Genomic DNA, 12,040 nt, shown 5'->3' with positions numbered 1-12,040 from the left:
TGGTCGGCGAGTCGCGGGATAGGTATTGTCGGCTGGTCGCTACTTCGTCCAGTCCACGACGGTAAGCCCAGGAACCCGTTCGAATTCCTTCGTGTTATGCGTGACGACTGCCAGCCCTCGCGCGCGTGCCTGACCGGCGATCAGCACGTCGTACGGACCGATTGGCTCTCCCTTCCTGGCGAGGTGAGCGCGGATCTTCCCAGCATCCTCACCATCCTCGCGGTCGAGTTCCAGCACTTCGAACTTGAGTGCCTCTACGTTGGCGACGTTGTGCTCTATCCGCTCGCTCTTGTACGCGCCGTACAGCAGTTCATACAGCGCAATAACGGGCATTCCGAAATCGGACGGATGATGCTGCTTCAGGAACTTGATCATTCTCGCATCGCGCTTCTGGAGCGCGATGGCGGCATTGGTGTCGAGCAGGTACTTCACTTAAAAAGGCTCTCCAGTTCTGGCCGCTCCTGTTCGCCGACGTGCTCGAGCGCAGCCTGTTCATAGTCGGCATCAACATTTCCACTGAGTGCGTCCAGCCACGCCCAATCGTCTGCAACCGGTTCGAGGATGACTGCGGCTCCGTGCCGCCGGATGCGGACTTCGGTGCCGTCGAACCGGAATTCTTTGGGGAGTCGCACCGCTTGTGACCGCCCGCTCTTGAAAAGCTTCGCGTTCTGCATCTGGCTCTCCATGGTATCTATCAACGGTAGATATCTTATCAAAGCGCGGCGCAAAATGCTACGGCTGGTACGCGGTGCCGCTCTCAGTGAAGGTAGTGCAGGCTGGCCGGATTGATGTAGTGGTGTTTGAGGGGGGAAAGCTGCACAAAGCCCCGGACGCGCGCCCGATGTTTACGAGGTCCCGGAAAATTCGCCGGCCGGGGTCACGCGGGCCGCTGCACGCTCGACAACGGTCGGAATGTCGACGCATGAAGCCCGCGCGATCGTAGAACGTGAGGCCGTCGCGCAACGCCGTAACGAAGACTAGTCCTTTAGGAGGGGCTTCCCACTTCAACGAATGCAACCCCCGCCTCACCGTCAGCCCATGTAATGGGCACGCGTCACATACCAGACGATCGCCGCCACCACGACCACGAGGGCCCAGCCCCAGCCCGGCATCGCGCGCGGTGTTGACGGATGTGATGGCCTCCCGGTATCAGGCATTCCGGCCGTCGCCGAGCCGATGCCGGCCGGCAATGCGCTCACGCGCGGCACGCGGGCCGCGGCTTCGACCGCATCTTCGCCGGCCCCGCCGATTCCCCTGACCGCATCGCGCGACACCGGTGTCAGGGTCGGGTCCGGAACGGGTGCGCCAAGCGTAGCGGCCGCATCCAGAACCGCAGCAGAGGCGTCGTCTTCGGTTCCATCGCCCGTGCGGCCTTCACCCGCGCTCACCGCGGCGCCTTCTGTCTCGCTCCCTACCTTGCCCTCACTCGGACCGCCTTCACCCGAACCTGCCTCGGCCGGATAGCGCTCACGCAGCAGAGCATCGAATGCCGCAAAGAATCCGCCAGCGAGCTTGCGCGCGGCGCCGTCGATCAGCCGCGAGCCGATCTGCGCGATCTTGCCGCCAATCTGTGCGTGCACCTCATAGGCGAGCCGCGTGCTTGCCGCGCCTTCGGCCGTCAACATGACTTTCGCGTCTCCCTTGCCAAAGCCGGCCGCGCCGCCCTGCCCGTTGAACGACAGCGTATAGGCGCGCGGCGGATCGAGATCGCTGAGCTGAAGCTTGCCCTGAAAACGCGCCTTGACCGGCCCGACCGCGGCGACCATCGCGAGCGCGTATTCATTCTCGGCCGTGCGCTCGATCGATTCGCAACCGGGAATGCACAGCTTCAGCACATCCGGATCGTTGAGGGCCTCCCAGGCGGTCTGTTGCGAAACCGGCAAGACCTGCGACTCGCTCATTTCCATCGTGTCGTCTCCCCCAGGGCGGCCGCGAGCTGCGCATAGGCGGCCAGATTGTGAACAGGAATATGCCGGTCGACACTGGGCAGCAGTGCGCGCACTCCGGCAGCTTTCGGCTCGAAGCCCTCGTAACGAAGCAAGGGGTTCAGCCAGATCAGTTCGCGGCAACTCTTCGATAGGCGTTCAGCGGCCAAAGCGAGCCGCTCGATAGACGAGCGCCGCCGGGCATGAAGGCCGTCTTGCGCCCCATGCGCCGCGCCCTGCCCGCGCCCTCGCGCATCCCCCTCGCGTGCCCGAATGTCCCGCCGTTCGCCACCGCCGCCGCGAGCAGGTCCATCGTCGCCGAGGTCCCCCTCCTCATCGCATTCGAGTCCATCTGTCACGAGCAGCACGGCCGCACTCTGCGCAAGCAGGCGCCGCGACCAGTCCTGGTTGAAACGTTCGAGCGCAGCTGCGATGCGCGTGCCGCCCGACCAGTCGGATACACCCGCGGCCACCGCCGCAAGCGCGGCATCAACGTCGCGCGTGCGCAGCAGGCGTGTGATTGGCGTCAGCCGCGTGCCGAACAGAAAGACCGACACGGAAGGCTCGCGCTGCACCATGCCGTGAAGCCAGTGCAGAAACATGCGCGAGTAGCGCTGCATCGAACCGGAGATATCACAAAGGACGACCAACGGCGGGGTGTGACGGACGTGGCACCGATAGCGCAAGGCAAGTGAATCGCCGCCGGTACGCATGGCCGCGCGCAGCGTGGCGCGGGGATCGATGCCGCCGCGTGCCGCTGACCGGTAGCGACGGATCCGCCGCGGTTCGACCGGCATCGGCACCGTTTCGAGCATCCGCGCGACGGCCTGCCACTCTTCAGCCGTCATCCTTTCGAAATCGGTGTGCTGAAGCTGCTCGATCCGTGAGGCACCAAAGGCCACGAGATCGGGTTCCTGTTCACGCGACACGCCCGGATGCGAAGCCTTGCGGTGGGGAGACAAACCTTGTGCGACACGCGGCGACACGGTCGGCGCATCGTAGCGCCCCTCGACATGCGGCAGCATGGCGGCAAGCACTTTGCCGAGCAGGTCCGGATCTCGCCAGAAGGTCGCGAACGCCTGGTCGAACACTTCTCGGTGCTCGCGCCGTTTGACAAGTACCGCGGCCAGCGCGGCCTGCCAGTCCTCACGCCGCATGACGCCGACGAGCCGGACCGCCGCGAGCGCATCGAGCATCTGCCCCGGACCAACCGGCAGCCCGGCGACACGCAGCACACGCGTGAAATGCACGAGGTTTTCTGCAAGCCGACCTTCGTGGACATTCATGAGGGCGCCGCCTCGGCCCGTATCTCGGCGATCAGCGCCGCGGCGGTCGCGCCCTGCACGCGGGCCAGATCGTCCTGGTATTTGAGCAGCGCGCCGAGCGTGTCATCGACGACCTGCGGGTCGAGCGTCAGGGTATTGAGCGTCGTCAGCGCGCGCGTCCAGTCGATCGTCTCGGCAATGCCGGGCGCCTTGAACAGATCCCCACCGCGCAGCCTCTGAACGAAGGCGACGATCTGCCGCGACAGTTCGGCCGGTGCTTCAGGCGCCTTGCGCCTGAGGATCTCGAGTTCGCTCGCCGCATCGGGATAATCGACCCAGAAGTACAGGCAGCGCCGTTTGATCGCATCGTGAATCTCACGCGTGCGATTCGAGGTGATGACCACGATCGGCGGCTGTGCCGCCTTGATCACGCCGAGCTCCGGAATAGAAAGCTGGAAGTCCGAGAGCACTTCAAGCAGATAGGCCTCGAACGGCTCGTCGGCCCGGTCGAGCTCATCGATCAGCAGCACCGGCGGCCCGCCCGCATGCGGTTCGAGCGCGCGCAGCAACGGACGCTTGAGCAGGAAGCGGCTGTCGTAGAGATCGAGCGCCGCGCCCTGCGCGGAAACCTGCCCGATACCCGGCGATTCGCCCGTCTGCGCAGCCCGGATCTCGAGCATCTGGCGCGGAAAGTTCCACTCATAGGCCGCGCTCGCCGCATCGAGCCCGTCATAGCACTGCAGACGGATCAGCTCGCGACCGAGCCCGCGCGCCAGCACTTTCGCGACCTCAGTCTTGCCGACACCCGCATCGCCCTCGAGAAACAAGGGCCGCTCCATCTTGAGCGCGAGGAACACCGTCGTCGCCAGCGCGCGGCTGGCGACATAGTCGGCCGATGCAAGCACGGCCTGGACTGCTTCGATGGTGGCGAACGTCATCGCGAAGTGCGAGCCCTCGCCTGTTCAACCGCGCGTTTCGCCAGCACCCCGATCAGATGCGCACGGAAGTCGGCACCCGCATGCAGGTCTGTCATGAGCATGCCGGCATCGACCCCGATGCCGTCGAGCGCGGCCGGTTCGAATCGTTGTGCGAGCGCCTTCTCGAATGCGTCGACACGAAACACGCCGTTCTGCCCCGCCCCGGTCACTGCGACACGCACGCCGCCATCCGGCCCTGTACCGACGAAGACCCCGACCAGCGCGAAATGCGAGGCCTGCTGACGGATGCGGACATAGGCGGCGCGCTGCTGGACGGGAAACCCGACCGAGGTGATCAGCTCACCCGGTTCGAGCGCGGTCTCGAACAGACCCACGAAGAAATCATCGGCGACGATCGAACGCCGGTCCGTATGGACCGTCGCGCCGCTGCCGAGCACAGCCGCCGGGTAACAGGCGGCGGGATCGTTGTTCGCGAGCGAGCCCCCGATCGTGCCGCGATTGCGGACCTGCCGGTCGCCGATATCGCCGGCAAGTGCGGCGAGCGCGGGAAACGCGCGCCGGACCTCATCGGATGCGCCGACACTCGCATGGGTGGTCATCGAGCCGATGCTCAACGTCCCGCCTTCAATGCGGATGCCATTGAGGTCGGCCACGCCCGCGAGATCGATCAAGTCGGTCGGCTGCGACAGCCGCAGCTTCATGGCGGGCAGCAGGCTCTGGCCCCCCGCGATCACGCGTGCATCGGCGCCAGGGTCGCCGGCAAGCTTGACGGCATCCGGCAGCGCGGTCGGACGGTGGTATGCAAAACTTTTCATCAGTGTCTCCGAGAAACGTAACCGTTACCCTCGCAGGTACACTCACCCGCGCGCAAGGTGCTCCTGTCATGCATGCTGCGCCGTTTGCAACGCTCGCCAGACCCGCTCGGGTGTCGCGGGCATCGTCAATTCGCGCGCGCCGATCGCATCGGTAATCGCATTGATGACAGCCGGCGTCGAACCGATCGCGCCGGCCTCGCCGCATCCCTTCACGCCGAGCGGGTTATGCGAGCACGGCGTGCAGGTCGTGCCGACCGAGAAGTTCGGAAAATTGGACGCACGCGGCATGGCGTAGTCCATGTACGAGCCGGTCAGCAGTTGCCCGCTCTCGCGGTCGTAGACACACCCTTCCAGCAGGGCTTGCCCGATCCCCTGCGCGAGGCCGCCATGAACCTGCCCTTCCACGATCATCGGGTTGACGATGTTGCCGAAGTCGTCGACCGCGGTCATCGCAATGACCGAGGTTTCGCCGGTGTCGGGATCGACCTCGACCTCGCAGATGTGGCAGCCGGCCGGAAACGTGAAGTTCGTCGGGTCGTAGAATGCCGTCTCGTCGAGTCCCGGCTCGAGTTTGTCGAGCGGATAGTTGTGCGGCACGTACGCGGTCAGCGCGACCTGGGCGAACGGAATGCTCTTGTCGGTACCCGCGACCTTGAAGGTGCCGCCCTCGAACTCGATATCGCCCGCCGATGCCTCGAGCACATGCGCGGCGATCTCCTTGCCTTTCGCGATCACCTTGTCGATGGCCTTGACGATCGCGCTGCCGCCAACCGACAGCGAACGCGACCCGTACGTCCCCATGCCGAACGGCACCCGACCCGTGTCTCCATGGACGACGTCGATATCCTCGAACGGTATGCCGAGCCGGTCGGAGACGACCTGGGCAAAGGTCGTCTCATGACCCTGTCCGTGGCTGTGCGAACCCGTGAAGATCGTCACCTTGCCGGTCGGGTGCACGCGAACCTGCCCCGCCTCATAGAGCCCGGCGCGCGCACCGAGCGCTCCCGCGATATTCGATGGCGCGAGACCGCATGCCTCGATGTAGCACGAATAACCGATGCCGCGCAGCTTGCCGCGCTGCTGCGCTTGCTCCCGGCGCGCCGGAAAACCCGCGATGTCGGCGAGCTTGAGGGCCTTGTCGACGCTCGCCGCATAGTCGCCGACGTCGTAGCTCAGCGCGACCGGTGTCTGATGCGGAAACTCGGTGATGAAGTTGCGCCTGCGCAGTTCGATCGGGTCGAGCTTGAGTTCGCGCGCGGCCGTCTCGACGATTCGTTCGAGGAGATAGGTGGCTTCGGGCCGTCCAGCCCCGCGATAGGCATCGACAGGGGCCGTGTGGGTGAACACGGCGGTGACCGTCACGTGGATCGCGGGCGTCTTGTACTGCCCGGCGAGCAGGGTGCCGTAGAGAATCGTCGGCACCGCCGAAGCGAACGTCGACAGATAAGCGCCGACCGCGGCCTTCGTATCGACACGCAGCGCGAGGAAATGACCGTCCGCATCGATCGCGAGCTCGGCCTTTGAAACGTGATCGCGGCCGTGCGCATCCGACACGAAGGCTTCCGAACGATCGGCGGTCCACTTGATCGGTCGGTTGATCTTCTGGCTCGCCCAGACCATCGCCGCCTCTTCCGCATAGAGATAGATCTTCGAACCGAAGCCGCCGCCGACGTCGGGTGCGATCACGCGCACCTTGTGCTCGGGCAGGTTCAACACGAAGGCCGATATCAGTAGGCGTTCGAGGTGCGGATTCTGATTCGAGACATAGAGGGTGTAGCTGTCGTCCGCGCGCGAATAGTGCGCGAGCGCGGAGCGCGGTTCGATCGCGTTCGGGATCAGCCGGTTGTTCTCGAACTCGAGGGTCGTCACATGCGCGGCTTTCGCGAAGGCCGCGTCGACGGCTGCCTTGTCGCCGAGCGCCCAGACAAAGCTGCGATTGTCGGGCGCGCTATCGTGCACCGCCGGCGCGCCGGGCCTGAGTGCGTCGGACACATGAACCACGGCCTCGAGCGGCTCGTAGTCGACATCGATCAGTTCGGCCGCATCGCGTGCGTGTTCGTAGGTATCGGCAATGACGAGCGCCACGTGGTCGCCGACATAGCGGACCTTGTCGATCGCGAGCACCGGATGCGGCGGCTCCTTCATCGGCTGGCCCTCGACGTCGGTGATCAGCCAGCCGCACGGCAGACCGCCGATGCCGGCGGCCTTGATGTCGTCGCCGGTAAAGATCGCGACGACTCCGCGCGCGGCCTTCGCCGCGTCGAGCCGATAGCCGAGAATCTTGGCATGCGCATGGGGCGAGCGCAGGAAATAAGCGTAAGTCTGGTGAGGCAGCGTGACGTCGTCGGTGTAGCGGCCGCTACCGGTGAGGAAACGATAGTCTTCCTTGCGAGGCAGCGAAGCGCCCAACGGTGAGGTATTCCCGGCGGACAGGTCATTCATGGTCGGACTCCGGCAGTCATGGTCGGTGAGATTCCAGGCGGATCGGTGCACGAGAACCGTCCGCGGCGAATGCGCCAAAGCCTTGGCACACTCGCGGCACATTCGCGTCCCGCCCGGCACACCCCCGCTACACCGAGGCACGCTTCAGGCTGGACGTTCGGCGCGATGCGGTCCTGTGTTTAAACCGCGGCCGGAGCGGCCGACGGGCTTTGTGACCTCTCCTGAGCGGTCTGCGACTGGATAGTCGATGCGGGCTCGCGCGGCGTCTCCCCACGCGCGGCCTGCATCGCCGCAAGGCCGGTTTTCACCGCTGCCACGATGTTGTGATAGCCGGTACAGCGGCACAGGTTGCCGTCAAGCGCATGGCGGATCTCATCGTCGCTGAGCGGGCCTGGGCGAGACGCCAGTTCGCAGGCCGACATGACCATGCCCGGCGTGCAGAAGCCGCATTGCAGACCGTGCTTCTCGCGAAATGCCGCCTGCATCGGATGCAGCGTACCGTCGGCGGCCGCCAGGCCCTCGATGGTCCTGACCTGGCGCCCTTCGGCCTGCACGGCGAGCATCGTGCACGACTTGATCGCCTGATCGTCGATCAGCACGGTACATGAGCCACACTGAGAGGTATCACACCCGACATGGGTGCCAGTCAGCTGCAGATTGGTGCGCAGGAATTCCACAAGCAGGGTTTCAGCGGGAATATCGGCGTGATGCTGCTGGCCATTGACGGTCAGCGTCACAGACACAGTCATGAGCATTGTCTCCATCGGATGGAAGGTAGTCCTTCTCTTCGTGCAGTATCCCGATCCAGGCAGTCGATCGCCTGATGCGGGGCGACAGGCATTGGGGGGCCTGCGTCCAGCATAGGACACACATCTTTCGCTGTCACGGACCAGTTGGCCCCGCGTGACCCTCCCGAGCGCGCGGCCGCGGCGTGCGCGGCTTTGCGGTGCATCATCGTTTTCATGAACGGCATAGGATTGCTGACCGCCCTATAATTCCGGGATAGCCTTGATCGGCCGGTTTGGGCAAAAAACGCTTCGCGCGCCCGGGTTCAAGGGTCCGATCGGGAAATTGCAGCGCACCGGCTCGACCGCAACAATGGACAATCTTATGGACAGCGTCGATCTCGAAGTTTTGAAAACGGCCGCGCACTGGTTCGATCAGGGCCGGCGCGTGACCCTGGCGAGCGTCGTGCGCACCTGGGGATCGGCACCGCGTCCGGTTGGCTCCCTGCTCGCGGTTCGCGACGACGGTCATGTGAAGGGCTCGGTCTCCGGCGGCTGCATCGAGGACGACTTGATCGACCGTGCGCGCGACGGCCAACTGTTTCCGGCGGGTGCACCGTTGTTGCCACAGGTGACGACCTACGGCGTGAGTGCCGAAGAGGCGCACCGTTTCGGCTTGCCATGTGGCGGCACATTGCAGCTCGTGCTCGAGCCCATCACGGAACACTCTCAGTTGCATCTGCTGCTCGAGTCGATCGAACGTCACCGGCTCGTCGTGCGGCGTCTCGATCTGGCGAGCGGTGCCTCTACGGTGACGCCCGGCGTTCACCGCCCCGAACTCGAATTCGACGGTCGTTCGCTGATCGCGACGTTCGGCTCGCGTTACCGACTGTTGCTGATCGGTGCGGGCCAGCTCTCGCGCTATGTCGCGCAGTTCGCCCAGGCGCTCGATTACCGCGTGATCGTCTGTGATCCGCGCGACGAATATGCGGCTGAATGGGATATCGAGGGTGTCGAATTCACACGTGAAATGCCCGACGACGTGGTGCTCGGCATGGGCGTCGACCCGCACACGGCGATCGTCGCGCTGACGCACGATCCGAAGCTCGACGATATGGCGCTGATGGAAGCGCTCAGGACCGAGGCTTTCTATGTCGGTGCGATCGGTTCCCGCGCGAACCAGGCGAAGCGCAAGGAGCGTCTCAAGCTGTTCGATGTCAGTGAACTCGAACTCACGCGACTGCACGGTCCGGTCGGCATGCATATCGGCGCGCGCACGCCGCCCGAGATCGCCGTCTCGATCCTTTCGGAAATGACGGCGGTCAAGCACGGCATCGATGTACGGCAACGTCGCGAGGCGTTCGAACCGTCGACCTCGGAGTCGGGCTGCACGATCTGAATCCGGCAGTTCAAAACAAATTGGCCGGCATCCCTGCCGGCCATTTGAAAACTTTACCGCTACGTCCTGCAGTGCGCATACCGCTTTCCGCCTTCCGCTGTTTTGCAGTGGAGGGCTCAAGGCCACGCGCCCCACGGGCTGCTGTCGATCTGTCGACCTGTCGACTGCCCCATCTTCACTTCTGGCCAGCCGAGGCGCTTACTGGGTCCCCCAGCGGAAGTCGGCTTTCTGGTGGCCGCCACCGATCTTCACGGCATGGGTCTTTTCCTGTCCCTTGTAGCTCGCGCGCACGACATAATCGCCCGGCGGCAGTTTGACCAGCATGAAGGGGCCGTCCGCATTTGCCTGAAAGACGCTGCTTCCGCCCCTCGTGATATCGACACGAACATCGGACAAATATTCCGACGTCGGGCCCGCGAACATCAGTTCGAGCGGCCAGCGCGGCGCGGCGCTACGCAGGGCATGGGATTCGTCGAGACCGACACCACCGGTGACGTAGCTGATGTCGCCCGCATGCTGGATCGCCGGCATGCCGGTCGGCGCACTGTCGTCGGTCTGCGCCAGCGCATGGCTTGCGGCACCGAAACCCAGCGTCATGACCACCGCTGCAGCCGCCAAACCCTGAACCCAGCGTGACTGTTTGTATCGCTTCATCGTTCGCTCCTCGTGGACCAGGGTAGTGAATCCCGCAAGAAGCGAGCCCGTTGACACGAGCCGGGCTCCAGCCCCGCCGTCCTCCGGAGGTCCATTCGCCGGGAGCCGTTCGGGCACCTGGAAGAAGCGAGCCTGTGATTCCACCCGACCCGCGGGCTCTCCCCAGCCCCGCCCAAAAGAAAACCGGCCCCCGAGATCACACTCGGGGGCCGGCTCGCGGCGACTAGTTCAGATCGACCGGCACGAAGATCTGCTGATTGTTGCGCTGAATCAGAAGCGCAACCGAGTCACCCGTGTGCGCCAGGCGGTCCTTGAGCTGGTCGGTGGCGGTCAGGGGCTGCCCGTTGATCGCGAGGATCACGTCACCCGGCTGGATGCCCGCGGCCGCGGCCGGTCCCGCGACCTGCTCGACGAGCAGGCCGCCCGCAACCGATGCCTGCCGGCGTTCGTCCGCGGTCAGCGCCCGTACCGCGACGCCGAGCTTCACCTGTGACGCGTTCGAGTCGTCCGTCGCGACCTTGGCGCCCGGAAACGCGCCAATGGTGACCGCCACGTCTTTGTAAGCCTTGTCGCGCCAGACCTGCAGATGCACGATCGAGCCGGGCTTCTGGTCGGCGATCATGGTGGGCAGCGAGGCCGACTGATCGACCGGCACACCGTTGACCTGGAGGATCACGTCGCCCGGCTTCAGGCTCGACTTCGCAGCCGGCCCGTTCTTGTCGATCGAACTGACAAGCGCGCCCTGCGGCTTGGGCAGGCCGAACGACTGTGCGAGCGACTGGTTCACATCCTGCACGGCGACACCGAGGCGGCCGCGTTCGACATGACCGGTCTTGATGAGGTCGTCCTTGATCTTCATCGCAAAATTGATCGGAATCGCGAACGAGAGACCTTGGAAGCCGCCGGTCCGGCTATAGATCATCGAGTTGATGCCGATCACGTTGCCGTACATGTCGAACAGCGGGCCGCCCGAGTTGCCCGGGTTGACCGGCACGTCGGTCTGGATGAACGGGATATACGTCTCGTCCGGCAGCGAGCGCGCCTTCGCGCTGATGATGCCCGAGGTTACCGTGTTGTCGAAGCCGTACGGCGAGCCGATCGCGACGACCCACTGGCCGACCTTGGATTTGCTCGCATCGCCGATCTTGACGGTCGGCAGCGCCTTGGCCTCGATCTTCAGGACCGCGACGTCGGACTGCTTGTCGGAGCCGACGACCTTCGCACGGAACTCGCGCTTGTCGGTCAGCTTGACCGTGATCACGTTGGCGCCGGAGACGACATGGGCGTTGGTGAGAATATAGCCGTCAGCGCTGATGATGAAGCCCGAGCCGAGGCTCATGCTGGTCTGGTCCTGATCAGGCGCGCCGTCGCCGTCCTGGCCCTGGCCCTGGTCCTGGCCCGGCATCTGGTTGCCGTAGAAACGCTTGAAGAACTGATAGAACGGATCGTCGGGGCTCATCTGCTGGCCGAACGGCATGCGCTGCTGGGGCGCCGCGGCGGTCCGCTTGGCGATGTGTTCGGCGCTGATATTGACGACCGCCGGGCCATAGGCGTCGACGAGGCCCGAGAAGTCGGGCATGCCCGTTTTCGCGGCGGCTTCGGCCGGCATCAACGGAGCCGGCCCGTTCGCTGGAGCGGAGGTGCTGAGTTCGGGCACGGCGCCCGCCGCATGCGCGGCGTCGATCCATTGGGGGACGCCTCCGTGGCGGCCCGCTACGAATCCGGCCGAGACGGCGATTGCAACAGCAATCGCGATAAGGCTGCGGGTAATTTGCTTGTTTTGCATTCTGGGCTCCTCGCTCCAACTTCGATTCGATGGGTCGAAGACTAAGGGACGTCTCTTAAAACAAACTTAAGTCGTTGGTCGGCAAAGGAAT

11 protein-coding genes are annotated in these 12,040 nt (G+C 64.8%); 1 reads left to right on the top strand and 10 read right to left on the bottom strand.

Annotated features, from left to right (window positions below; translation table 11 throughout):
• Positions 1–39: 39 nt before the first annotated feature.
• From HV670_RS05165 to HV670_RS05130, 8 genes are all read right to left on the bottom strand, one after another.
• The gene (locus tag HV670_RS05165; RefSeq protein WP_175103557.1) at positions 40–432 is read right to left on the bottom strand and encodes a type II toxin-antitoxin system VapC family toxin; all 393 of its coding nucleotides are present in this window, start codon (positions 430–432) and stop codon (positions 40–42) included.
• Complete coding sequence (locus tag HV670_RS05160; protein ID WP_175103556.1) at positions 429–674, bottom strand: antitoxin; 246 nt, start codon at positions 672–674, stop codon at positions 429–431. Before HV670_RS05160 ends, HV670_RS05165 begins: the two co-directional genes overlap by 4 nt.
• A gap of 357 nt (positions 675–1,031) precedes the next feature.
• The gene (locus tag HV670_RS32190; RefSeq protein WP_175103555.1) at positions 1,032–1,907 is read right to left on the bottom strand and encodes an SRPBCC family protein; all 876 of its coding nucleotides are present in this window, start codon (positions 1,905–1,907) and stop codon (positions 1,032–1,034) included.
• Positions 1,898–3,211: a vWA domain-containing protein gene (locus HV670_RS30880; RefSeq protein ID WP_246257009.1), complete on the bottom strand. Its 1,314-nt coding sequence runs from the start codon at positions 3,209–3,211 to the stop codon at positions 1,898–1,900. The genes HV670_RS32190 and HV670_RS30880 overlap by 10 nt, the downstream gene beginning before the upstream one ends.
• Positions 3,208–4,128 carry an AAA family ATPase gene (locus HV670_RS05145; protein ID WP_175103554.1) on the bottom strand — a complete coding sequence of 307 codons (921 nt, stop codon included), beginning with the start codon at positions 4,126–4,128 and terminating at the stop codon, positions 3,208–3,210. The genes HV670_RS30880 and HV670_RS05145 overlap by 4 nt, the downstream gene beginning before the upstream one ends.
• The gene (locus HV670_RS05140; RefSeq protein WP_175103553.1) at positions 4,125–4,943 is read right to left on the bottom strand and encodes an FAD binding domain-containing protein; all 819 of its coding nucleotides are present in this window, start codon (positions 4,941–4,943) and stop codon (positions 4,125–4,127) included. The genes HV670_RS05145 and HV670_RS05140 overlap by 4 nt, the downstream gene beginning before the upstream one ends.
• A gap of 66 nt (positions 4,944–5,009) precedes the next feature.
• Positions 5,010–7,385, bottom strand: a complete 2,376-nt coding sequence (locus HV670_RS05135; protein WP_175103552.1) for a xanthine dehydrogenase family protein molybdopterin-binding subunit — start codon at positions 7,383–7,385, stop codon at positions 5,010–5,012.
• A 179-nt stretch (positions 7,386–7,564) separates the two neighbouring features.
• Positions 7,565–8,128 (bottom strand): (2Fe-2S)-binding protein, encoded by a 564-nt coding sequence (locus HV670_RS05130; RefSeq protein ID WP_175103677.1) that lies wholly within the window; start codon positions 8,126–8,128, stop codon positions 7,565–7,567.
• A gap of 367 nt (positions 8,129–8,495) precedes the next feature.
• Here HV670_RS05130 and HV670_RS05125 point away from each other — a divergent pair, with 367 nt between their 5' ends.
• Positions 8,496–9,509, top strand: a complete 1,014-nt coding sequence (locus HV670_RS05125) for an XdhC family protein (RefSeq protein WP_175103551.1) — start codon at positions 8,496–8,498, stop codon at positions 9,507–9,509.
• A gap of 198 nt (positions 9,510–9,707) precedes the next feature.
• Here HV670_RS05125 and HV670_RS05120 read toward each other — a convergent pair whose 3' ends face one another.
• Positions 9,708–10,163, bottom strand: coding sequence for a peptidase associated/transthyretin-like domain-containing protein (locus HV670_RS05120; protein ID WP_175103550.1), 456 nt, complete (start codon positions 10,161–10,163; stop codon positions 9,708–9,710).
• 223 nt (positions 10,164–10,386) lie between these two features.
• The gene (locus tag HV670_RS05115; RefSeq protein WP_175103549.1) at positions 10,387–11,949 is read right to left on the bottom strand and encodes a DegQ family serine endoprotease; all 1,563 of its coding nucleotides are present in this window, start codon (positions 11,947–11,949) and stop codon (positions 10,387–10,389) included.
• Between the last annotated feature and the right edge of the window lie 91 nt (positions 11,950–12,040).

Source organism: Pararobbsia alpina (assembly GCF_902859895.1).
Lineage (GTDB): Bacteria > Pseudomonadota > Gammaproteobacteria > Burkholderiales > Burkholderiaceae > Pararobbsia > Pararobbsia alpina.
The sequence above is the reverse complement of the archived record's forward strand: the minus strand, read 5'-3'. Positions and strand labels throughout refer to the sequence as shown.

Excerpts from the sequence above, each read along its gene's own strand:
- HV670_RS05160 (WP_175103556.1), bottom strand. The coding sequence starts at position 674 with ATGCAGAACGCGAAGCTTTTCAAGAGCGGGCGGTCACAAGCGGTGCGA.
- HV670_RS32190 (WP_175103555.1), bottom strand. The coding sequence starts at position 1,907 with ATGGAAATGAGCGAGTCGCAGGTCTTGCCGGTTTCGCAACAGACCGCC.
- HV670_RS30880 (WP_246257009.1), bottom strand. The coding sequence starts at position 3,211 with ATGAATGTCCACGAAGGTCGGCTTGCAGAAAACCTCGTGCATTTCACG.
- HV670_RS05145 (WP_175103554.1), bottom strand. The coding sequence starts at position 4,128 with ATGACGTTCGCCACCATCGAAGCAGTCCAGGCCGTGCTTGCATCGGCC.
- HV670_RS05140 (WP_175103553.1), bottom strand. The coding sequence starts at position 4,943 with ATGAAAAGTTTTGCATACCACCGTCCGACCGCGCTGCCGGATGCCGTC.
- HV670_RS05135 (WP_175103552.1), bottom strand. The coding sequence starts at position 7,385 with ATGAATGACCTGTCCGCCGGGAATACCTCACCGTTGGGCGCTTCGCTG.
- HV670_RS05125 (WP_175103551.1), top strand. The coding sequence starts at position 8,496 with ATGGACAGCGTCGATCTCGAAGTTTTGAAAACGGCCGCGCACTGGTTC.
- HV670_RS05120 (WP_175103550.1), bottom strand. The coding sequence starts at position 10,163 with ATGAAGCGATACAAACAGTCACGCTGGGTTCAGGGTTTGGCGGCTGCA.
- HV670_RS05115 (WP_175103549.1), bottom strand. The coding sequence starts at position 11,949 with ATGCAAAACAAGCAAATTACCCGCAGCCTTATCGCGATTGCTGTTGCA.